Origin of the sequence: Flavobacterium melibiosi, from assembly GCF_048158545.1 — a bacterium.
In the GTDB taxonomy this organism is placed as follows: domain Bacteria; phylum Bacteroidota; class Bacteroidia; order Flavobacteriales; family Flavobacteriaceae; genus Flavobacterium; species Flavobacterium melibiosi.
Map to the genome: position 1 here is coordinate 94,697 of NZ_JBLNKU010000012.1, position 23,717 is coordinate 118,413.

The following is a 23,717-nucleotide window of genomic DNA, read 5'->3' on the forward strand; positions in this document are numbered from 1 at the left end:
AGAACTTTAACGATTTAAAATCTAAACCGATAGATTCAAAAAACTTTAATATCAGTAACAAAAAATGGAGTACTAATGGCAAAAATAAAACACAATAATTTTATCGATACGGTAGATGAAATGTTATCCCTAGCAAAAAATGAAGGGGCTATCCATCTCTATGCTGAAGACAAAATACTAAGTGGACATACCCTTCAAATTAATGGAAAAAAGCTATTTCATTTTGCCACTACCAGTTATCTTGGACTTGAATACGATCCCAGACTAAAAGATGCTGCAATTTCTGCTATTACAAAATATGGCACACAATTTCCACTTTCTAAAACGTACATTTCTCATCCATTATATCAGGAACTGGAAACCAAAATTGAGGCTATGTATGGTGTGCCCGGAATTGTAACCAAGAACAGTACCCTCGGGCATTTCGCAGTCATACCAACTGCGATACGGGATGAAGATGGAGTGCTGCTAGATCATCAAGTACATTGGAGTGTCCAGAACGCCTGCCAGCTTTTAAAATTACGAGGGATTCCTGTCGAAATGATTCGGCACAACAATCTACAAATGTTGGAAGACAAGATAAAAGAATTGTCTTCCAAATGCAAAAAAATATGGTATATGGCCGATGGTGTTTATTCCATGTTTGGCGATTATGCCCCCATACCAGATCTACTGGTACTATGCAAAAAATACGCGCAGTTGCAACTCTATTTTGATGATGTACATGGAATGAGTTGGAAGGGAAAAAATGGTACGGGATATGTTCTTGATCTTCTAAAAAAATTACCCGAAAACATCCTGATTGTAGGCACGCTAAGCAAGACATTTGGTGCCAGCGGAGCCGTATTTATAACCTCCGATAGTAGATTACGAAATCGAATTAAGAATTTTGGAGGACCTCTTACTTTTTCAGCCCAATTGGAGCCTGCTTCGGTGGCTGCGGCATCGGCTTCAGCCGATATTCATCTTTCTCCTGAAATCACTATTTTACAGGAAGAACTGGCTCAAAAGATAGCGTATTTTAATTCGCTCATTAAGGCTACATCACTTCCCATGATAGCTCCAAATAGTTCTCCCGTTTTTTTCCTTGGAACAGCTATGCCATTGACTGCTTATCGATTAGTGCAACGCCTTTTGAACGAAGGCTATTTTGTCAATCCAGGACTATATCCGGCAGTACCCGTAAAAAATACGGGGATCCGCATTACCGTTTCCCGCAACAATCAACGAGAAGATATAAAAGGACTTGTTCAGGCTTTGGAATATCATTTTCCAAAAGCGCTTGAAGAAACTTCCAACACGCTGCAAAAAGTTTCAAGGGCATTTGGCATTCCTGAAATAACGCAGAAAAAAGAAAAATTGTTTCCGCAAACATCACTTAATTTCCAATATGAAACATCAATAAAACAAATTGATAAGGCCACTTGGAATACACTTCTGGGTGGACAAAATACATTTGATTGGGATGGACTTTGTTTTCTGGAAGATGCTTTTAAAAATTCCGCTGATGCTGAAAATAATTGGAGCTTTCACTATTATCTAATAACCGATGCAACTGATGTTCCGCTATTGGCAACTTTTTTTACCTTTGGGTTATGGAAAGACGATATGCTTGCCCCCGAGTCTGTTTCACTTCAGCTTGAAGAAAAAAGAATCCGAGACCCTTCCTACCTGACTTCAAAAGTTTTAGGCATGGGCTCGCTTTTCACGGAAGGAAATCATTGTTACATCAATAAGACAAATCCCTTGGCTGAAAATGCAGTGGTGTTACTTTTAGAACAAGTCGAAATTCTTAATCAGAGTTTAAATTCTAGTATGCTTGTTTTACGCGATTTTGACGAAGATATAGTACTGAATCGTATGTTCCACAATCAAGGCTTTATCAAAATAAACATGCCCGAAACCTGCATCATCCAAAATGTTTCTTGGAATTCTATTGACGAGTTTGCCTCTACCCTTTCCCTTCGTTCAAAAAAGCATTTTACGAAAGAGGTTTTACCTTTTGAAAAAGCATTTGATATCATCCTAAAAGAACAATTGACAGCCGACGAAATTAGGCAAGGATACAATTTATACCAGAATGTAAAAAATAATAATTATGCAGTAAATACTTTTACGTATTCGATAGATGTCTTCACAAAAATGGCGGCTAATCCCCATTGGGAGTTTATACTGCTGCATCTAAAAAATACTGAAGACTCACAAAATGAAAGTCCTCTGGTCGGGATCCTTTTCTGTTACAAAAACTTAGGTCAAACCTATGTGCCTTCCTTAATTGGTATGGACTATGCCGTTCCCAAAAAGTTCAGCTTGTACCGCCAACTTTTATTTCAGGGTATTAAACGGGCACAGGAACTGGGTTATAAAAGAATTGATTTTGGAATTACGGCCACATTTGAAAAGAAAAAATTGGGCGCCAAAGTGATTCCAAAAGTAGCCTACATTCAGGCAAAAGATAACTTTTCAATGGAATTTATGGGTACAATGCAGACCAAATAGAATGTATTCCGGTTAGAACAATAATGGCAATTTATCCTACTGTTCTTTAAGAGGAGCTAGAATATCATCCGGATTTTTTAATCCTACGATTATAAATATTATACAAAACCGCCAATCATTATTCTGAGTAACAAATTTTACAACTACTCCATAATTGACTGGCGGCTTTTTGTTTACTTCCCGCCGCCCAATGTATTGAGTTTTTCGCTTAATTCTGTAAGCCCAGCTTTCTGCAAACATTCGTCTGCTAGCACTTTTAATTCCTGTAAACTCTCCTCTGTAACACTACTTAACAATGACAACGATTTGTAATCCTCTTTAGCAGACAAACCACGCTCAATAACATGGTTTAATAACAGTACATTTTTTCGTGAAATTTTCAAATCTATTTTCACCATCTCATTCATCCCAGGCGTGCTCAATATCGTATCAAACACTTTGGCCACATCATTTGTTGTAAGCATAATTTTCACGTTTTAATTAATAATTTACTATTCCAAAGGTATAAAGCTGGTTCTAAATTATCATGGGTGAAATATACCTATGATGGGTGAGATTCATACCGCTTACTTAACTTCGCATTTGATAAAAGGGATAAAATTATAAACGCATCGTAATAGACACTTTTTTCCATTAAAGACAGTAACAAAAACCTTCCTGAAAACAGTCAGGACTTTGTCACTTTAAAAATCGAATTATTGCTTTGAAAGAGCACGCCTTCTTGAGGGAAAATTGTGGACCAAACCAGCTATTCGTTTACTTAGGATACAACAGTATAAAATTATAGGCAGTGTGCACTTTCCTTGAGTACTAAATGCAAAGACGAAAATACGCTTTGAAAAACTATAAAATTTCCATGATTATATCAGTAGTGCTTCTCAGGCTTCGAAATACCATTTTTATTATATCAGATTTTAAAAAGAAGTTATAAATGAGAAATCTGTTTTGAGCATTTTAAAAATATTGAAAAGTCTAACAGGCGTTTAAAGTATCAGGAAGATTGCCACGTTCCTGCAATCGGCAAGATGTCCGGTTGTATCACAACCGATATCTTGCTGCCTATTCACTCGGGACTCGTGGGCAGTGAAACTGAAAGAATAAAGAGTTCACAAAATATGAAATGAAGCGTAGCGAATTCACGAATACCGATAAAAACAGTTGGAATTAATGAGTAAAAAGAGAACTAATGAAAGAGCAAAACAACCGAACAAAGTGGCTTCATCTGCGCTTGACCCCTGATGAATACCAAAAAATAGTTGCAGCATTCAGCAAATCCACCTGCCGAAAACTAAGCGAATATGCCCGAAAAAATATTTTACAGAAGCCTATTGTCAATACCTATCGGAATAAATCCCTAGACGATTTTATGGCGGAAATGATGCGGCTGAGAGGAGAACTTAATTCCATTGGAAACAACTTTAATCAGGCTGTAAAAAAGCTGCATACGCTACATCAGATTATCGATTTTAAACACTGGCTGATCAGTTATGAATTGGAAAAAAAGATTCTTTTTAATAAGGTCGATGAAATAAAAAAACACATTCAAAAATTTGCGGAATCATGGTTGCAATAATCAAAACGGGACATTCCATCCATCGGATTTTGAACTACAATGAGAACAAAGTTCAGCAAGGTGTGGCCGAGTGTATTGGGGCTGGAAATTACCCCATCGATATTGAAAAAATGGTCTTTACAATGAAACTAAACCGGTTCTTGAAACAGGCTGATTTGAATGAAAATGTGAAACGAAACAGCGTGCATATTTCGCTCAATTTTGATGTGACTGAAAAGGAAATCTCAAAAGAGAAACTGATGGAAATAGCCGATACCTACATGGATAAAATTGGTTTTACCCAACAGCCCTATCTGGTGTATCAACATCATGATGCGGGACATCCTCACATTCATATCATATCCTTAAAAGTCAGAGATGATGGCAGCCGGATCGACATGCAGAATATTGGTCGGAACCAATCTGAAAAAGCTCGAAAAGAAATTGAAACAACGTATGGATTAGTTCCGGCTGAAAAGCATAAAAGAGAAAAAGAATTGGTCGCAAAACAAGTTGCTACCAGCAAAGTGGAATACGGGCGTAGTGAAACAAAACGAGCCATAACCAACGTATTGGATAAAGTACTTCAAAATTATAAATACACGAGCCTACCCGAATTAAATGCGGTACTCCAACAGTATAATGTAGTAGCGGACAAAGGAAGTGAAAATTCAAGAATTTTTCAAAATAAAGGTTTGGTTTATCGCATACTGGATGAAGGTGGCAATAAGGTCGGTGTTCCTATTAAAGCCAGTGATTTTTACAGCAAACCAACGCTAAAATTTTTAGAAGAACGATTTATTCCAAATGAAAAGGCACGAACGCCCTATAAGGTCAGAATAAAAAATGCAATTGATATTGCATTACTGGATCAGAAAAAAATGTCGATTCAGGAATTGGCAAAAATAGTAGAACTGTCCGGAATCAATATGATTTTGAGACAAAATACCGAAGGTTTACTATACGGTATCACCTATGTAGACCACCAAACAAAATGTGTTTTTAATGGAAGTGCTTTGGGAAAATTATATAGTGCAAAAGCCATTCAGGAACGCTGTGGTTTAAATGAAGTGGCACAGCAAAAAACAGCAGTTTCTAAAATTAAAAAATCACATGAAGCTACATCACAAGCAAATCCAAAAGAAGTTAGCCATTCATCAATCGATAGCAGTTCACAAAGGAATTCCAAAGTTAATTCAACCATCGAAATTGGGAAATTAGTAGGTGCACTTACCCAGTCAGAACAAGATTCCTCTTATCTGCCGAATCAACTGAAGGGGAAGAAGAAAAAGAAGAAACGAAAAGGGCAATCTGATAATCAATAAAAAAATAAAGTTATGGCTATGCAAACCGGAGAAAACGAACAGGCATTGCGGAAAATACTTGATATGACCCGACTCATCAGTATCGTAATTTTACTGATCCATTTTTATTATTACTGCTATACTGCCTTTCAACAATGGGGTTTTGTTAGTGGATTCAGTGATGAAATTTTGGGTACTATACACCGTACCGGACTATTCAGTAATTTTCATAAATCTAAAATTTTCACCTTAGGATTTTTACTAATTTCCCTGCTAGGGGCAAAAGGGCGCAAAGAGGAGAAATTGAATCAAATAACAGCTTTTACCTACATCATAACAGGTGTATTAATCTACTTTTTAAGCTATCTATCCTTGTTAGTAAAAACCGATGGCGCTACAGTAGCAATCGGTTATATCAGTAGTACCACTATCGGATTTTTACTGATACTTTCCGGAGGTACTTTACTATCCCGGATTATAAAAAACAGGTTAAACAACAAAGATATTTTCAATAAAGAAAATGAAACTTTTCCGCAAGAAGAACGATTGCTGGAAAACGAATATTCGATCAATCTTCCGGCACGCTATCATTTGAAAGATAAAGTTCGAAACAGTTGGATCAATATCATCAATCCCTTTAGAGCTTTAATGGTTTTGGGTACTCCCGGATCGGGTAAATCCTATTTTGTAATTCGGCATGTTATTACCCAACACATTCGCAAAGGGTTTACGATGTTTATTTATGATTTTAAGTTTGATGACCTTTCCAAAATTACCTATAATACTTGGTTTAAATACAAACACCTCTATCCTATTCCGCCGCAGTTTTATGTGATCAATTTTGATGACTTGGCTCGCACACACCGATGCAATCCACTGGAGCCTTCTGCTATGACAGACATCACCGATGCAGCGGAATCAGCCCGTACGATTTTACTGGGATTAAACAAAGAATGGATTAAAAGACAAGGTGACTTTTTTGTCGAATCGCCTATCAATTTTCTGACCGCTATTATCTGGTATTTGAGGAAGTATAAGGATGGACAATTCTGTACGCTACCCCATGTTATTGAACTCATGCAACTGGACTATGACAGTCTCTTTACGATATTGCGTACAGAGAAAGAAATTGAGGTACTCATTAATCCTTTTATAAATGCCTATCTCAATGATGCCATGGAACAATTGGAAGGTCAAATTGCTTCCGCTAAAATTGCGATGGCCAGACTTTCTTCTCCCCAATTGTATTATGTATTATCAGGAAATGATTTTACATTAGACATCAATAATCCAGACGAGCCAAAAATTGTCTGTATGGGGAATAATCCTCAGAAAATACAAATCTATGGTGCCGTATTATCATTGTATGTTTCTCGCTTGGTAAAGCTGGTCAATCAAAAAGGGAAACTGAAAAGTAGTCTAATATTCGATGAATTTCCAACCATCTATCTCAACAATATGGATAGCCTGATTGCTACTGCCCGAAGCAATAAGGTAGCCACTTGTTTGGGGATTCAAGACTTCAGTCAGCTTCGCAAAGATTACGGTCGTGAACAGGCCGATGTGATTATGAACATCACCGGAAACATCATTAGTGGTCAAGTAACTGGTGATACTGCCAAACAATTGTCAGAACGTTTTGGAAAAATTATGCAAGACAGGGAAAGTTTATCTATAAATAGCGGAGACACGTCCATTAGTCGCTCCAAACAATTAGAATCAGCCGTCCCTCCTTCCAAGATTTCTTCCTTAAGTTCTGGTGAATTTGTAGGCATGGTTGCCGATGATCCTAACTGTAAAATTGAATTAAAAACGTTTCATTGTGAAATAGTTAATGACCATGATGCATTAAAGAAAGAAGAGGATAATTATAAAGATATTGCCGTAATTAGGAAGATTGATACTGCAATGGTACAACGAAATTACCTGCAGGTAAAACAGGATATTCAAGAAATCATGCAATCTGAAATGGAACGTTTATTAGGTGATCCAGGACTGGCTTACTTGGTATTGAAGAAGTGAGAGATAATTTCTTAAAAAGAATTATTAATTTACTTATGGGAACTCAAAAATAAAAATTAAAACGCATATTTATATCTTGTTAACATCTTCCCAAAGATTACATTAAAAGCAAATGAACTCAAATTTCTATCTTTAGATTATGATAAAAAAGGTATAAGTTCGACATCATCGCTTTCCTGAAAAACTATAATTTGTATTGTGATACAAAGACTTTAGAACAAGCTATTTTCATCATCATGCAAGACCTACTGGGTGAAAAATCACTTTCCCAAAACATCAATTTTGTACAGTTCGCACAAATGCCGGATAACGAGGAAGAGTTAATTCATTTGTACGATTTTCAAATGTTTATAGATACTTTAAATTTAAATGATTGATTGTTTTTTTAAAATACGGAAAACTACAAGATTAAACAAAAACCAAAGTTTATTTTTGATTCTAAAGAGCTGATTATAAATATTGAGCTTAAGTCTAAAGTAAACTCCACAGTTACCTATACATTATTTGAATAGGTTATTGAATTAAAAATAATTAGTTTTACGTTTTAACCATTTTAACCACTCGCTACAATTTAATAGTAATATAAAAATAGTAATTTGGCTATTTTACATTCTTTCTTTAAAATAGACAACTTCTTTGAAAAACGAAAAATATACTCACAAAGAAATAATTACCACAGCCTTAAATATGCAGGGTGGAATATTAATGACAAATGCGGTAATCAATGAAATTATTGTTTTTATTAAAAAATAAGCCACTTAAATATGGATAGAGATATTAGAGCTAAACTTATAGAATTAGCAAGATTAAGAACTACTTGGACTTATTCACAATTAAAGGAACAACTTCAATTAAATTTGAATTTTTCAGACGCTTTTGAAAGAAAATTAATTGGTGAATGTCTTGGCGAAGTTTCCGTTTATGAATACGAAAGAGGAAGACCTGTATTAAGTTGTTTAATTACCCATCAAAACGGATTACGCGAACAAGGTGATGGTTTCTACAAATTTTGTGAAGACTTATATAGCGAGGATTGGAAAACTTTAAAAGCCAACAAAAAATGGGAAAATCAAGCAGATTGTTATGAATTTTGGTTGAAACCAGATAATTATAAAAATTTTAAAAACGATTAAAAATAATGTTAACACCATCATTAAAAAGTAAAGTAGCAACACTGTGGGACAAGTTTTGGAGTGGAGGAATTTCTAATCCACTAAATGCTATTGAACAAATAACGTATTTGCTTTTCATGAAGCAATTAGAGGAAACTGACAAACGCAAAGTGAGCAATGCTGATTTTTTGGCAGAAAAATACACTTCTGTTTTCTCTGGAAAATATTTCCCTCCTGGTGTAGATGAAAAAGACGAGAAAAATGCAATTGATAAAGAAACATTGCGCTGGAGTTATTTCACCCAATTGCCTAGTGATGAAATGTTAGTCCATGTACAAATCAAAGCATTTCCTTTTATCAAACAGCTAGATGATGAAAATTCGTTTTTCACTAAGCACATGGCAAATGCTGCTTTTTTAATTCCAAGTGGTAGAATGCTTACCGAGGCTACCAAAACTATTAATGAAATCTATAAAGAACTCGAAAAAGAAAACCGTTTTATTGATGCGCAAGGAGATTTTTATGAATACCTTTTAGATTCGTTGCGCAGTTCAGGTAAAAACGGTCAATTCAGGACACCAACTCATATTATTGAGTTAATGGCGGAATTAGTAGAACCACAATTGGGTAACAAAATTGCCGACCCAGCAAGTGGAACAGCTGGGTTTCTATTAGGGGCTTACAAATATATGATTACTCAATTTACGAGCAATACCTATAAACAACCCGATGATAATGGGTTTATAAGAGGAACTTTGGCAGACAAACTTGTAGATGACAATGCAAAAAAACTGTTGAATGAAGAAACCTTCTATGGTTTTGATATTGATCCTACCATGATACGTATTGGGTTGATGAACCTGATGATGCACGGTATCACCCAACCCAAGATTGACTACAAAGACACGTTGAGCAAAAACTACAACGAAGACAATGTATATGATATAGTCATGGCAAATCCACCATTTGCCGGCAGTATGGACAAAGGTGATTTAAACCCAACGTTTACGGTTTCTACCACAAAAAGTGAACTGTTGTTTTTAGAACGTATTTATAAAATGCTCCGAATGGGTGGAACAGCAGGTGTAGTAATTCCACAAGGGGTTTTGTTTGGTAGTGGTAACGCATTTAAAGATGTTAGAAAACTACTCTTAGACAAGTGTGAATTAAAAGCAGTTATAAGTTTACCTAGTGGGGTGTTTAAACCCTATGCTGGAGTAGCCACTGCCATGTTAATATTTACTAAAGGTGGTGAAACCAAAGATGTTTGGTTTTACGAAATGTTAGGAGATGGATGGAGTTTAGACGATAAACGATACCCCAAGTACAAACCTAATGGGGAACGTGATTTTGAAGATTTACACGTAATAATAAATGCTTACAAAAAACGAGATCCAAAAAAAGAAAGCAACCGTACCCAAAAACACTTTTTTGTGCCAAAAAATGAAATTGTAGATAATGAGTATGATTTGAGTTTGAGGAAATACAAAGAGGAAATTTATGAGGAAATAAAATATGATGAACCTAAATTTATTTTTGATCGAATAGAAACTATTGAAACTTCAATATTGAAAGGAATAAGCGCATTAAAAGAATTATTATAATGAAATTAGAATTTTTAGATAATCTTATAACTATAATTTCTGGTTATGCTTTTAAGTCAAATTTATTTAATGATATTGGCGAAGGTCTACCTTTGATAAGAGTTAGGGATGTTAATTCAAAATTTGCTGGAATATATTATTTAGGAGAATATGCCGATAATTTTGTAATAAATAATGGTGATTTACTAATTGGATTGGACGGTGATTTTAAATGTATTGAATGGAAAAATGGGAAAGCATTACTAAATCAACGAGTTTGTAAAATTATTCCAAAATCAAATTTGATTTCACGAGATTACCTTTTACACTTTTTACCTTCAGCTTTAAACGAAATTCACAGAAACACAAACTTTACTACAGTAAAACATCTTTCTGTAAAAAAAATCAAAGAAATAAAAATTCCACTTCCTGAAAAACTAGAAGACCAAATCCGTATTGCGACTATTCTAACTCAAGCTGAAACTTTAATTAAACAACGTAAAGAAAGTATCGTTTTATTGAATGAGTTTTTGAAGAGTACTTTTTTAAAGATGTTTATTTACAATAAAGAAGCAAAAAAATGGAAATTTACTGAAGTAAAAAATACTGTAGAAAAACATAAAAATGCTATAAAAGCTGGACCATTTGGTTCTTCCTTAAAAAAAGAAGTGTATGTTGAATCAGGTTATAAAATTTATGGACAAGAACAAGTTATTAAAGATGACTTAAGTTTTGGTAATTATTATATAGATTATAACTTATACAAAAAATTAGAAAGTTGTAAAATAAAAGAAGGAGATATACTGATAAGTTTGGTCGGTACATACGGTAAAATATCACTTGTTCCTAAAAATTTTGAAGAAGGAATTATAAACCCTAGATTAATGAAAATAAGCTTTGATAAACAGGTTATCAACCCTATTTTTTTTAAACAACTTTTTCAAAGTGAATATTTACTACAGCAATTGCCTAAACTATCTCGTGGAGGTACAATGGATATTATTAATGTTGGTATTGTAAAACAAATAAAAATCCCTGTTCCACCACTCAACCTCCAAAACCAATTTGCTTCCATAGTTGAAAAAGCTGAGGTTTTAAAAAGTCAGTTTAAAGAAAGTTTGAATGAGTTGGAGAACTTGTTTAGTTCATTGAGCCAAAGAGCTTTCAAAGGAGAATTAGATTTGAAGAAACTAGCTATTGAGGAAAAGGATGTTTTAATAGTTGATAATTTAGAATTACCTATTCCAATTGATAAAATCATTACGCCTCAAATGCAAGAATTTATTAAAAAAACAAACTCTTTAAGTAAAATAGTTGCATCGTCACCAGCAACTATAAAATTACCGGCCAATATAGATAAGATTTCAAAACAAATTGAGCAAATCAACAAAATGATATCTCCTTTTGAAAAGTTGCCAAAAATACCCGAAAGTCTATCTCAAGCGATGAAAACTTTCGAAAACATAAAATCAATTTCATCAACATTACAGGAAAGTAAAAAAATAGAATCTAGTAGAATTGCTTGGGAACAAGTTAACTTTCAACAAGTATCAAATTGGATAAAAAATAAATATGACGGATTTCATTTTAATAGTGAAATGCTGATTCGTTTTTTAAGTGATGACCACGTTACATTTCCAAATTATTACTCTTCAGAGGAATTAAAAACCAACCCGAAATTAAGTGAAGGGGATGATTTAAAGGCATATATATTTTCAGCATTAAATAATGAAAATCCATTTATAAAATTAGATCAGGTTTTTTATAATGCTCGTAAAGAGAATATTGAACTTGACTTACTTGAAGAAGATTATGAATTAATTAAGGATAAAGAAAAATCAGAACGTTCAGGTATTTATTTTAAAATTGTCTAATGAAAATAAAGAATGTTAAAATACTAGGAGATAACTTCAGAAGTCTTGCAGCTAATAAGCTGTATGAATTTAATACTTCATTTAGGGAAGACAGGCTTTCAACCAAAATATTTGCCGGACTAAATGGTAGTGGTAAATCAAATTTCCTCGAATTATTCTCAGAGATTTTCTATTATCTAGAGATTTTTCACTTAAATACTGTTAGTGACGAAGAAAAGAAGAGTAAAAACTTTGGATTTGAAATTGAATATTATTTACCAATGGTGAGAACAACCCCCATCGTATTGGAAAGTAATAAAGGAATTCATTTCGATATGCTAATCAGGATTGTAAAGCCGTTAGGTGATATTCCAGAATTTTCATATATGTCATTAGATGAACAAGAATTTAAAAGAGTGGATGAAATGACAGAAATGTTTTTACCCACAAAAGTTATAGCCTATACATCTGGTCAAAATGAATTATTAAGTAATCCATATTATAAATTAAAATATCATTATTTTAAGGCTTTTGAAGAAAAGAAAAAACTAAAAGAGGAGGAAGAAATTTCAGAAAATCATAGATTATTCTACCTTGATTATAATGCCAATTTTTCTATTTTCATTGCAAATATGCTTTTAGCTAATGAGGAAAAATTACAATTAGTAAAAAAAGAATTGAAAATAAATGAACTCCAATCATTTAGAATTACAATCAATACAGATGAACTATACCAAAAAGTAATTCCAGTTAGTGATAAAATTGGAGAAAATCTAAGCAAATTAAAACTTTGTTCAACAACCTGGACTGAAAAAAAGGTTGGAAAGTATAATTTGTTAATCCTTGACTATTTTATAACACCAGCAACAAAGGATGCTTTCGAACTACATTTCACTAATTCATTTAAATTGTTTACAGCTTTTTATGAATTAGAAATTTTCAATTTATATTTAGTCAATAGTAAAACAAGGAGTTTAATTCTGAACGCAAATAAAACACTGAATATTTCTGATGAAATGTCGAAACCTGATCCATCGCGAATGGTATTTCGAATAGAAAAAGTTATAATTAGTAAAATAATTGAAGAAGGAAAACCTGAAAAAAATATTTACTATAAATCATTATCAGATGGAGAGCATCAGTTTAATGAAGTAATTGGTACTGTTCTGATGATGCAAGAAGAAGGTTGTCTATTTTTAATGGACGAACCTGACACCCATTTTAATCCTATGTGGAGGGCCAAAATGATAGAAATGCTTAATAATGTTTCAGCTATCTGTCACGATGAAAATGGAAAAATAGAAAAGGTTAGAAAACATGAAATCATTGTTACTACCCATTCTCCATTTGTAATTAGTGATAGTCAAAAAGAAGATGTTTATAAATTTAGTAAAGGAGACTATGAAAAACCCGAAATACAAACTTATGGAGGTTCTGTAGGAATGATTTTGGAAACAATTTTTGAAAGAGATATTTCAATTTCTGATTACTCAAACATTGATTTAATTGAATTAAAAAAGAGTATCAAATCTTTAGCGGATATTCAAAGAGTAAAAAAAGAATTATTGAAATTTGGCGAATCAGTTGAGAAATTTGACGCTTATAGTTTTCTTCAATCCAAGGAAGAAGAATTTAAAAATAATAAGGAAGAATGATATTTAGTTACAAAGAGATTGATCATAATATTTATTTCTTCAATGAACATATTGCCTATATATTTAGACAAATGTTTCATTACAATTTATCTGTTTATGATGAATCACTTTTAGTGCATCCTGATTTCAGGGAAATTATTAACGCTGCAAGAAAAACAATACTTGAGCCTTTAAAAGAAATTATTGTTGTTTATCATAATTTACCTTTTGGTGATAAAATACAATTACAAATTGCTTTCAGTTATAATAACAGTATAGACGCCTTTACTGATATAGATATTAAACCAATAAAATTTGAAGAATTAAATATACGCATAAGTGAAAAACTTAAAAAGTTTTTTATAAATCTATGGGATGGTTATCCACAAGTCAAAAAAATGGAAAGTGATTTTGGCACAGTCAAAGATCATTATGACAAATTAATAGATGAAGATAATTGTGAAGCTTTGATTTGTCCTTTTTGTGGTATTGAAACCTTTGAACCTTCAGAGGGAAAATATAGAGAGGCTTATGATCATATGGTAGCTAAAGCAACTTATCCTTTTGTCTCAGTAAATTTTAAATTACTATTTCCAGCTTGCTTTAAATGTAATTCCAATGAAAAAAGAAGTACAGACACTCTAGTAAAAGATGACGGAACAAGAAGAGCAGTATACTACCCTTATGATTCCACAATTACACATGATAATTTAGAAATAAAAATTGTTCCACTAGAGAATTATGATGCCCAAAATTTAGCAACATTACTTCGTAATATTAAATGGCAATTTGAATTAAAAAGAAATGGCAATCCTGATGAGAGATTAGATTCTTGGAATGAAATATATGGAATTAAAAGAAAATATTTTGAACGCCTAAACAGACTTGAAAAAGAATGGTTTTATGAATTACAATCAAAATTTAAAGATTCTATTGAATTAAGCCAAACGTTTAAAGACTTTGAGGAAAAATTCATGAAGTCAGCAAAATATCAGATTTTGATTTCAGGTATGGGAATAATCAAATATTCTTATTTTAATTTTCTCTTTTCTACAGTTGGTTTTGAAAAGAAGTTGAATGAAAGTATATCCTAATTAAAAGTATAATAATTCCTTATCCCCATTCATAATATAATAAAAACAATGAATAATAAAACTATAAAATCAAAGACATTATCACTTACTGAAATTTTCAATAATGGATTGAATTGTTTTGAAATTCCAGATTACCAAAGAGCTTATTCTTGGGAAACAACACAACGAGAAGATTTATTAGAAGATTTAGAAAATATTCTAACTTTAAATAATTACAAGCATTTTACTGGAACTATAGTTGCTCAAGAAACAGAAAGCAAGGAGAATTTCATATATTATAATATTGTAGATGGTCAACAACGATTAACTTCAATAATAATTTTACTTTCAGTTCTAGCACAAGCTGGATATCTGGATGAAAATACTACAAAAGAAATTTATAATAATTATTTGTTCAAAGGAAAAGAAACCGGTAATACTATAAGGCTCTTTAAACTTAATGGAGAATTAGACAAATACTTTTTCAGAAAACTAGAGCAATGGGATTATTATTCTGAAGAACACGCTACCAAAGCACATACAAACATTAATAATGCATTTATTGAATTTAAAAAATGGCTGGATAAAAATATAATTACCAATCCGGATTTTCCAAAAGAAATATATTCAGTTATAATAGGGAAAATTGTTTTCCTATTTCATGTTCCTGAAACAAGTGCTGAAGTTGGATTAATGTTTGAAGTAATTAACAATAGAGGTAAAAAATTAAGTGAACTGGAAAAAATCAAAAATTACCTAATTTACTATGCGGAAAAATCAGGTTACCAAGATATTAAAGTGGCGGTTGATAATTATTGGGGTAAAATCTTGTTTAACCTAAATGCGTGTCATCAAACATCTAATGATCATGAAAATACTTTTTTAAGATATACTTGGATTGTATTTGAACAAACCAATAAAAGTGAGAGTTATCATGTATATAACAATCTTAAATATAGGTTTCCAGCAAATAAAAATTCAAATTGGCAACGACTTAAATTATATATTGAGTTTATTGCTGAATCTGCAGAAACCTACAATAAAATACTCACTAGAAATTTAATCTCACTTCCAAAAGAGAGGAAAATTATTGAGCAGATATTTTTTCAAGCATCAACAGCTTCAATTCTTCCTTTATTACTTTCTGTGTATTCCAAAATAAAAGATAGTGCCATTAGATTAGATATTTTATCTGCCATTGAAAAATTAAATTTCAGATACTATGGCTGCGGTATTGCGAATAGATCTGACAGTGGAAATGGCCATTTATTTTGGTTAGCACATGTTTTTTTTAATGAATATGGTACTGGCAATATTACTAATAAATGGTTAAAGCAGGAAATAAAAGGGTTTATTAAAAGAGAATGTGGAGATGAAAGTATTGTTAAAGCTTTAACGTTGGATAAAGAGGAATCTGGGGGATATTATAGTTGGAACAATTTAAAGTACTTTTTAGCAAATTACGAGGAAAGCATAGCAGTACAAAGTGGTGAATTAGAGGATTTTACCAGATTTTTACTTTCACAAGATTCTGATAATAAAAATGCTAATTTTGAGAAAGAGCATATTATTGCTACAAACGAATGTTCTGCTATAATAGAATATGATGATATAAATAAAAGAAGATTAGGGAATTTTGTATTATTACGACCAAGTATTAATAAATCAATTAAAGATGCTCCATTATATGATAAATTAATAGAATACAAAGGAAATAGTCATAAATACTTAACACCACGTTCATTGTCAGAATTGGAAATTTTATATGGCACAGAAAATGTAAACAAAAAAGAAACTGTATATAAGAGTAATTTTGTAATTCAATTTCTTGATAAAAGAGAAGAAAAGCTAATCAATTTTGCTTTAGAAAGATGGGGTTTTGATAATTCCAAAAAAGTTAAATTGGATTCATTGACTAACGATACTAAAGTATATAAATTCGAGGTTCTTGAGTAAATAATATATTTAATATCATCTAATTTTTAAAAAATAGTAATATTACTAAATTGAGGTTAAAGGGATCGAAATTAAAATAGAATTGAAAATGAATCGTCCAATTAAGTTATGCTAGAGCAAACATATCAGAACTTGCCTGAGAGTTAGGAGTGATAGAGAAGATCTATGAAATTTCAAGACACTTTAAAGACAAAAGAATGATGCGACAGAAAGTAGTTCCTTTTGATTTATCAAATTCAAAAGGCGAGGTCTCCTGACTATGACTATATCTCATGGCATTAATACTTAATCTTCAAATCGTTAATATCCCTTTTCAGCTCCAAAAACATATCCTTCACACTTACTGTTTCAGAGATTTCAACCTTTCTGTCACTTCTCCCAATATTACACTCATATTCCCAAATCTCAAGAATGTCAGAAACCTTGACTTCATAAACGGGATAAAAACTATTGTCTGATTCCACAAACAGTATATTTTTTTTGTTTTTATTCAAGCGTTTATAAACCATGCCTTCGCTTTTGGTAATCAGTATATAAGTCCTGCCATCCTTCACGTCTCCTAGCCTTTCTACATAACGTCCTACAATGATGGAACCATCTTCATGTGGTGGCATGGAATCTCCTTCCACCGGAAACCCTCTGTGCTTTCCCGGCCCCAAAAAGGGCAATGAAATTTGCTGCAGACTTTCAATATATTCCGGATCGGCATAGCCATTCAAATACCCGGCTTTTACTTTTTGCGTAACGACTTCAATTAAATTATCACCGGCTCTATCTACAGTGATCGGCAATACCAATCTGTTATTTTCCAATTGCAACAAATCATCTAATGGTATTTTTCGAACATCCACAGATAGCAACAGATCTATACTAATGTGGTAATAATGCGCTATTTTCTTCAGTATCTCGTACGGTGCTTCCGAAGTCCCGTCTTCATATTTGACATACCTACCCCTGGTTATCGCTAACGACTCCGCCAGCTTTTCCTGCGAAATTTTCTGTTTTACCCTAAGGTTCCTGATGTTGTCGGAAAATAAAGACATAGCTATTTTGTTATAATTTGTAACAACAAATATAATAAAATTTGTTACAATCTGTACTAATTTTGTAAAGTATAAAAAGGAGAGGAACATGGAAAGAGCAATTGTACACATGGATTTAGATACGTTTTTTGTGTCTTGTGAAAGACTAGGCAATTCAAAACTGGAGGGAATACCATTGATTATTGGTGGCGGGGATCGCGGTGTAGTGGCTTCTTGTTCCTATGAAGCCCGTACTTTCGGAGTGCGTTCTGCCATGCCTATTAAAATGGCACTCCGCCTCTGCCCGCAAGCTAAAGTGATGAAAGGCGATATAGAATTGTATTCCAAATTATCGCATGACGTAACTGAAGTGATCCAAGAAAAAGCACCAATTGTGGAAAAGGCCAGCATTGATGAGTTTTACCTCGATATTACCGGAATGGATAAATTCTATGGGGGCTACAAATGGACCAACGAACTGGCACAATCCGTTACCAATGAAACAGGACTACCAATAAGCTTTGCTTTATCGATAAATAAAACCGTTTCCAAAATTGGTACCGGCGAAGCCAAACCAAAAGGAAATCTGGAAATACCGGAGCATAAAGTACGCTCTTTCTTAAATCCGCTTTCCATTCAAAAAATACCCATGGTGGGTGATGTAACGTTTCAACTATTATCCCGAATTGGAATCCGTACGATTCAGACCCTTTCAGAAATGCCTGCCGAAGTATTACAACGGATGATTGGCAAGAACGGCATCGAAATATGGAAGAAAGCAAACGGTATTGATAATAATCCGGTGGAACCCTATACGGAACGGAAATCCATATCAACGGAACATACTTTTAGTCAGGATACCATTGACATTCCAAAATTGAAATCGATACTGATTGGAATGGTGGAAAAATTAGCTTTTCAGTTGCGCTCAGAAGAATGGCTTACTTCAACTGTAGTCATTAAAATAAGATATTCCAATTTTGATACGGAAACCAAACAATGCAAAGTACCCTATACCTCAGCCGATCACATGCTGACTAAAACTGTTACCGACTTATTTGATAAAGTTTACCAGCGTCGCATGCGACTCCGTTTAATAGGGATCCGTTTTAGTGGGTTGGTTCGGGGAACCTATCAAATCAATTTATTTGAGGACACCGAAGAAATGCTATCACTATACCAAGCCATGGACAAAATGAAAAGCCGTTATGGTTTTGATGCCGTAATGCGGTGTGCCGGAGCAACGTTTAAGCCCAACAACAAAGCAGAAATTTTAAAACGTAAATTATAATCCAATGTACCTCAACTGTCATTCTTTTCATTCCCTGCGTTACGGCACCATCCCGCTCACCGAATTGGTACAGCAGGCTGTTATTTGTGGGGTAAAAACTATGGCGCTGACCGATATTAATACGGTCACCGGTATTTATGATTTTATAAAAGCATGTAACGAGGTTGGGATAAAACCATTGGTTGGCATAGAATTTCGCTGCAACCATCAATTGCGTTATATCGGCTTGGCCAAAAATGCCGATGGGCTCGCCGAAATGAACCGCTTTCTGACCAAACATAATTTTGAGGGTACTTCCTTGTCATTCGCAGCACCTGATTTTAAAGAAGTAGTCATTATTTATCCTTTCGAAAATAGGCCAGCGGTATTAAAAGACTATGAATATATAGGTATTGCTCCTGATCAGCTTCCCAAATTGTTTCTCCCGCAATGGAACACATGGCTTCACAAAATGGTGATTTTGCAATCCGTCACCTTTCGGACTAAAAGAGAATTCAATCTGCATAAAATCCTGAGAGCTATTGATACCAATGTTATCTTGTCCAAATTGACTTTGGATGATTATTGCAAGACGTCCGAAGTAATGATTCCTTTGGAGGAATTGTTGGTGAAATTTGAGGAGTATCCGCAAATCATTGCAAACACGCAAAAACTGATGGATCAGTGTCATTTTGAATTCGACTTTAAAACACCCAAAAACAAAAAGTACTATTCCGGAAGTCGGGAAAGTGACATGCAGCTTTTGACCAAGTTGGCTCAGGAAGGAGTATTCAAAAAGTACGGTGCCGATAATCCGCAAGCAACAGCAAGAGTGGAAAAAGAATTAAAGGTGATTGATCAATTGGAATTCAGCGGCTATTTCCTGATTACATGGGATATCATTCAATACAGCACAAGTCAAGGATTTTTACACATCGGTCGGGGCAGCGGTGCCAACAGTATTGTAAGTTACTGCCTAGGCATCACGGACATCTGCCCTATTGAACTGGATTTATATTTTGAACGCTTCCTCAATGTGAACCGCAAGAGCCCTCCCGATTTTGACATTGACTGGTCCTGGAAAGAACGCGATACCATTCTCCGATATATTTTTGATAAATACGGTGCAGACTATGTCGCTTTTTGTGGTACCAATGTGGAATTTAAATACCGCTCCATATTCAGGGAAGTGGGTAAAGTGTTTGGGCTGCCCAAAGAGGAATTGGATCTATTGGCTAAAAACCCCATGCAGTTGCATGATAAAAATCAAATCGTAAAATTAGTTCAGGAATACGGGATGTTGCTCGAAAAATACCCCAATCAACGAAGCATGCATTCCTGTGGCATTTTGATTTCAGAAGAACCCATTACGAATTATACGCCACTGGAAATGCCCCCGAAAGGTTTTCCAATCGTTTTGTTCGACATGCACATTGCCGAGGATATCGGCTTTGAAAAATTTGACATCCTGAGCCAGCGAGGTATTGGTCATATCGATGACAGTGTGAAATTGATTGAGAAAAATCAGGGAATTAAAGTCGATATCCGAGATACTTCTTTATCAAAAAATGAAGCGAAAGCCAATACCTTTCTAAGCCATGGAAAAACAATTGGATGTTTTTACATCGAAAGCCCGGCCATGCGCGGATTATTGCGCCGCCTCAAATGCGATAACTACAAAACCCTTGTAGCTGCCTCATCTATTATCCGCCCGGGTGTCGCCCAATCCGGTATGATGAAAGAATACATTTTCCGACACAACCATCCCGACAAGTTCGAGTATTTTCATGAGGTGTTTAAAGAACAGCTCGGCGAAACCTATGGGGTTATGGTCTATCAGGAAGATGTAATTAAGATTGCGTTACATTATGCAGGGCTTCCCGCAGCCGATGGAGATATTCTGCGCCGTGCCATGAGTGGGAAAGGCCGTTCGAAAGCTGCTTTGCAAAAAGTAAAAGACAATTATTTTGCTTGCTGTGCGCAAAAAGGCCATCCGGTAAAATTAAGCGAAGAAATATACCGACAGATTGAATCCTTTGCCGGTTATTCGTTCTGTAAAGCACACTCCGCTTCTTATGCTGTGGAAAGTTACCAAAGCCTGTATCTTAAGGTCTACTACCCGATTGAATTTATGGTAGCCGTTATTAACAATCAGGGTGGTTTTTACCGTACCGAAGTGTATGTTCATGAAGCCAAAATGTCAGGTGCAACCATTCAGAATCCATGCGTAAACAAAAGCGACTATGAAACTACGCTATATGGCATCGACGTGTATTTGGGCTTCATGCATCTGGAAGGTTTGGAAAGTAAAGTAACGCATTTTATAGTTAAAGAACGGGAGGAACAGGGCGAATTCAAATCTTTGGAAGATTTCATCAACCGCATTCCAATAGGGATTGAAGGCATACAAATTTTAATTTTTATCGGAGCGTTCCGCTTTACGGGTAAAACAAAAAACCAATTGCTGGTGATCGCCAGACTCATTCTGGTCAATTTTAAACCTGAAAACAGAAACCTAATGCTCCTTCAGGAACCAATCAAAGAATATACATTACCAATACTTGAACGCTCTCCTTTTGAAGATGCTTTTGATGAAATCGAACTGCTGAGTTTTCCGGTCTCCTGCACCCCTTTCGATTTATTACAGACAAAATATCGGGGAGACGTAATGGCGAAAGATTTATTAAAGAACCATAAAAAGACCGTAAAGATGCTGGCCTATCTTATTTCCAGAAAGCACGTGCCTACCAAAATGGGAGCCATGTATTTTGGAACTTGGATCGATCATGAGGGAGCGTATTTTGACACCGCACATTTTACAAAAAGTCTGGAGAAATATCCGTTCCAAGGTGGTGGCTGTTACCTGCTTCTGGGAACTGTTGAAGTGGACTATCATTTCCCTACCGTTACCGTTACCAAAATGGCTAAAATGCCGTTCTTTCCTGATCCAAGATATTCCAACACCAGTGACAGGCAATATAAAGTACACGAACAGATTCGGGAAGACGTGAGCATGACACATCGGGCACCGTACCCACAGGAGCACGAAATTAACCTGCCAAGGTATAAAATGGAGGTGGGCGCAAAAAAAGAATCTGTTTGACCCTTTTAGGACGAGACAGGAGCGCTTTGACTAACCTTTACACAAGAATAACAATACAATTCACGTTAAATACCAAATGAAAAAACAGGAATACGCAATAGTAGATATTGAGACCACTGGCGGTAATGCCAGTGGTAGTCGCATCACAGAAATTGCCATTGTTATCCATGACGGAACAAGGGTGATCGACCGTTGGGAAACGCTCGTCAACCCACAAAAAGAAATACCGTTAGCCATTTTTTCGCTAACAGGCATTAACAATGAAATGGTACTTGATGCCCCTATTTTCGATGACATTTCTGAAAAAGTTTTAGAGATGCTTACCGACCGCATCTTCGTTGCCCATAATGTCAACTTTGATTATTCGTTTATTCGCCACCAACTCGAAGAAAGTGGATTTAAGTGGACAGCGCGAAAACTATGCACCGTTCGCGCAGCAAGAAAGATTAAGTTGGGATTGAGTTCGTACAGCTTGGGTAGGCTTTGCCATTCACTAGACATCCCTTTGATAAACCAACATCGTGCCGGTGGTGATGCGGATGCCACAGCTATTTTGTTTTCTCGTTTGTTGCAATGGGATGTCGAAGGAGAAATCGAAAAAATGATAAAAAAGACCTCTCAAGACCAGCGCTTACCTCCGAATCTACCTCCTGCAGACTTTGAGCAATTGCCTGAAAAACCAGGGGTATATTATTTTTATGATCAGTCAAAGAAAGTAATTTATGTAGGAAAGGCAATCAACTTAAAAAAACGGGTGGCTTCTCATTTCAGTGGTCACAATGTCACGCCACAAAGGCAAAATTTCCTGCGGGATATCCACGGTATTTCCTTTGAAGTCTGTGCTACAGAATTAATGGCGCTGTTGTTGGAATGTACCGAAATCAAGAAGCTTTGGCCAACTTACAACAGGGCACTAAAGCGATTTGACCCCAAATATGGACTTTATGAGTATGAAGCCCGTAGCGGATACAGATACCTGGCAATTGGAAAGCTGGGCAAATTTCAGGCGTGCATAGAGTCTTTCAATAGTCTGTATAATGGTATAAATCTGTTGCGTAGCTTAGCCGAACAATTTAGCATTGATAACCGATTCTGTAACTACGGAATGGAGGACCACGGAGAATTTATCCCAAAACCAGACCGGGCCAGTTTACCTGAAGTCGAACAACACAACCGGCAAGTCGAAAACGCCATAGATTTTTTAGTAAAAAACAGGCCAAGCTTTGCCATTATAGACAAAGGCAGGTCTGCTGAAGAACGCAGTTGCATTTGGGTTGAAAAGGGTCACTTTTATGGCATGGGATATATCGCGGCGGATATTGGATTTACCGATCCTTCAGAGATAAAGGATTATGTCACTCCCTGCAGAAGCAATCACTATAGTATACAATTAATCCTTACGTATGCAGAGAAATATCCGGGTAAGGTTCTTTTAAAACAAACACCGTAAAGAATTATGACGCTCTTCAATGACATCGAAATATTTACATCAGGCAGTGGTGGAAAAAAAGTTTTTGACCTTCCGGATACCGCACTCATCCTGCACGACAATTTTTTCACCAAAGAAGAATCCGACCACTATTACACTACCGTGCTCAATACCGCGCCATGGCTTGAATCTGCTATGGAAATGTATGATAAAACAGTTACTGTCCCAAGAATGATTTCGTGTTACGAAGACAGAGACAATCCAGGTGCCGATCTCACCAAACCGGACTGAACACCCGAACTATT

Annotated in this window: 17 protein-coding genes; 15 read left to right on the forward strand and 2 right to left on the reverse strand. The window is 34.9% G+C overall.

Features of this window, described 5'->3' with window-relative positions; all coding sequences use genetic code 11:
• Window positions 1-75 precede the first annotated feature (75 nt).
• Window positions 76-2,499, forward strand: coding sequence for an aminotransferase class I/II-fold pyridoxal phosphate-dependent enzyme (locus ACM55F_RS14435; RefSeq protein ID WP_416854519.1), 2,424 nt, complete (start codon window positions 76-78; stop codon window positions 2,497-2,499).
• Between the two features lie 173 nt (window positions 2,500-2,672).
• Here ACM55F_RS14435 and ACM55F_RS14440 read toward each other — a convergent pair whose 3' ends face one another.
• The gene (locus ACM55F_RS14440; protein ID WP_416854520.1) at window positions 2,673-2,963 is read right to left on the reverse strand and encodes a hypothetical protein; all 291 of its coding nucleotides are present in this window, start codon (window positions 2,961-2,963) and stop codon (window positions 2,673-2,675) included.
• A 722-nt stretch (window positions 2,964-3,685) separates the two neighbouring features.
• Between ACM55F_RS14440 and ACM55F_RS14445 the strand changes: the two genes are divergently transcribed.
• The 10 genes from ACM55F_RS14445 (at window position 3,686) to ACM55F_RS14490 (ending at window position 16,588) form a co-directional block, all read left to right on the forward strand.
• Window positions 3,686-4,072: a plasmid mobilization protein gene (locus ACM55F_RS14445; protein WP_416854521.1), complete on the forward strand. Its 387-nt coding sequence runs from the start codon at window positions 3,686-3,688 to the stop codon at window positions 4,070-4,072.
• Window positions 4,060-5,376: a relaxase/mobilization nuclease domain-containing protein gene (locus ACM55F_RS14450; RefSeq protein ID WP_416854522.1), complete on the forward strand. Its 1,317-nt coding sequence runs from the start codon at window positions 4,060-4,062 to the stop codon at window positions 5,374-5,376. Before ACM55F_RS14445 ends, ACM55F_RS14450 begins: the two co-directional genes overlap by 13 nt.
• A gap of 18 nt (window positions 5,377-5,394) precedes the next feature.
• Window positions 5,395-7,377, forward strand: a complete 1,983-nt coding sequence (gene mobC / locus ACM55F_RS14455; protein ID WP_416854557.1) for a conjugal transfer protein MobC — start codon at window positions 5,395-5,397, stop codon at window positions 7,375-7,377.
• A 191-nt stretch (window positions 7,378-7,568) separates the two neighbouring features.
• A complete protein-coding gene (locus tag ACM55F_RS14460) occupies window positions 7,569-7,754 on the forward strand; it encodes a hypothetical protein (protein WP_416854523.1) in 186 nt (61 codons plus the stop codon).
• A 387-nt stretch (window positions 7,755-8,141) separates the two neighbouring features.
• Window positions 8,142-8,510, forward strand: a complete 369-nt coding sequence (locus ACM55F_RS14465) for a hypothetical protein (RefSeq protein WP_416854524.1) — start codon at window positions 8,142-8,144, stop codon at window positions 8,508-8,510.
• A gap of 5 nt (window positions 8,511-8,515) precedes the next feature.
• Window positions 8,516-10,093, forward strand: a complete 1,578-nt coding sequence (locus ACM55F_RS14470) for a class I SAM-dependent DNA methyltransferase (protein WP_416854525.1) — start codon at window positions 8,516-8,518, stop codon at window positions 10,091-10,093.
• Window positions 10,093-11,946 (forward strand): restriction endonuclease subunit S, encoded by a 1,854-nt coding sequence (locus ACM55F_RS14475; RefSeq protein WP_416854526.1) that lies wholly within the window; start codon window positions 10,093-10,095, stop codon window positions 11,944-11,946. The genes ACM55F_RS14470 and ACM55F_RS14475 overlap by 1 nt, the downstream gene beginning before the upstream one ends.
• Window positions 11,946-13,580 (forward strand): restriction system-associated AAA family ATPase, encoded by a 1,635-nt coding sequence (locus tag ACM55F_RS14480; RefSeq protein WP_416854527.1) that lies wholly within the window; start codon window positions 11,946-11,948, stop codon window positions 13,578-13,580. Before ACM55F_RS14475 ends, ACM55F_RS14480 begins: the two co-directional genes overlap by 1 nt.
• Window positions 13,577-14,653: a hypothetical protein gene (locus ACM55F_RS14485; RefSeq protein ID WP_416854528.1), complete on the forward strand. Its 1,077-nt coding sequence runs from the start codon at window positions 13,577-13,579 to the stop codon at window positions 14,651-14,653. The genes ACM55F_RS14480 and ACM55F_RS14485 overlap by 4 nt, the downstream gene beginning before the upstream one ends.
• Window positions 14,654-14,701: 48 nt before the next feature.
• Window positions 14,702-16,588 (forward strand): DUF262 domain-containing protein, encoded by a 1,887-nt coding sequence (locus tag ACM55F_RS14490; RefSeq protein ID WP_416854529.1) that lies wholly within the window; start codon window positions 14,702-14,704, stop codon window positions 16,586-16,588.
• Window positions 16,589-16,866: 278 nt separating this feature from the next.
• Here the strand turns inward: ACM55F_RS14490 and ACM55F_RS14495 are convergent, their stop codons facing one another.
• Window positions 16,867-17,631 (reverse strand): XRE family transcriptional regulator, encoded by a 765-nt coding sequence (locus tag ACM55F_RS14495; protein ID WP_416854559.1) that lies wholly within the window; start codon window positions 17,629-17,631, stop codon window positions 16,867-16,869.
• Between the two features lie 88 nt (window positions 17,632-17,719).
• Between ACM55F_RS14495 and dinB the strand changes: the two genes are divergently transcribed.
• The 4 genes from dinB (at window position 17,720) to ACM55F_RS14515 (ending at window position 23,703) form a co-directional block, all read left to right on the forward strand.
• Window positions 17,720-18,901 carry a DNA polymerase IV gene (gene dinB / locus ACM55F_RS14500; protein ID WP_416854530.1) on the forward strand — a complete coding sequence of 394 codons (1,182 nt, stop codon included), beginning with the start codon at window positions 17,720-17,722 and terminating at the stop codon, window positions 18,899-18,901.
• Window positions 18,902-18,905: 4 nt separating this feature from the next.
• Complete coding sequence (locus tag ACM55F_RS14505; protein WP_416854531.1) at window positions 18,906-21,983, forward strand: DNA polymerase III subunit alpha; 3,078 nt, start codon at window positions 18,906-18,908, stop codon at window positions 21,981-21,983.
• 76 nt (window positions 21,984-22,059) lie between these two features.
• Window positions 22,060-23,433, forward strand: a complete 1,374-nt coding sequence (locus tag ACM55F_RS14510) for an exonuclease domain-containing protein (RefSeq protein WP_416854532.1) — start codon at window positions 22,060-22,062, stop codon at window positions 23,431-23,433.
• A gap of 6 nt (window positions 23,434-23,439) precedes the next feature.
• Window positions 23,440-23,703 (forward strand): alpha-ketoglutarate-dependent dioxygenase AlkB family protein, encoded by a 264-nt coding sequence (locus ACM55F_RS14515; RefSeq protein WP_416854533.1) that lies wholly within the window; start codon window positions 23,440-23,442, stop codon window positions 23,701-23,703.
• Window positions 23,704-23,717 lie beyond the last annotated feature (14 nt).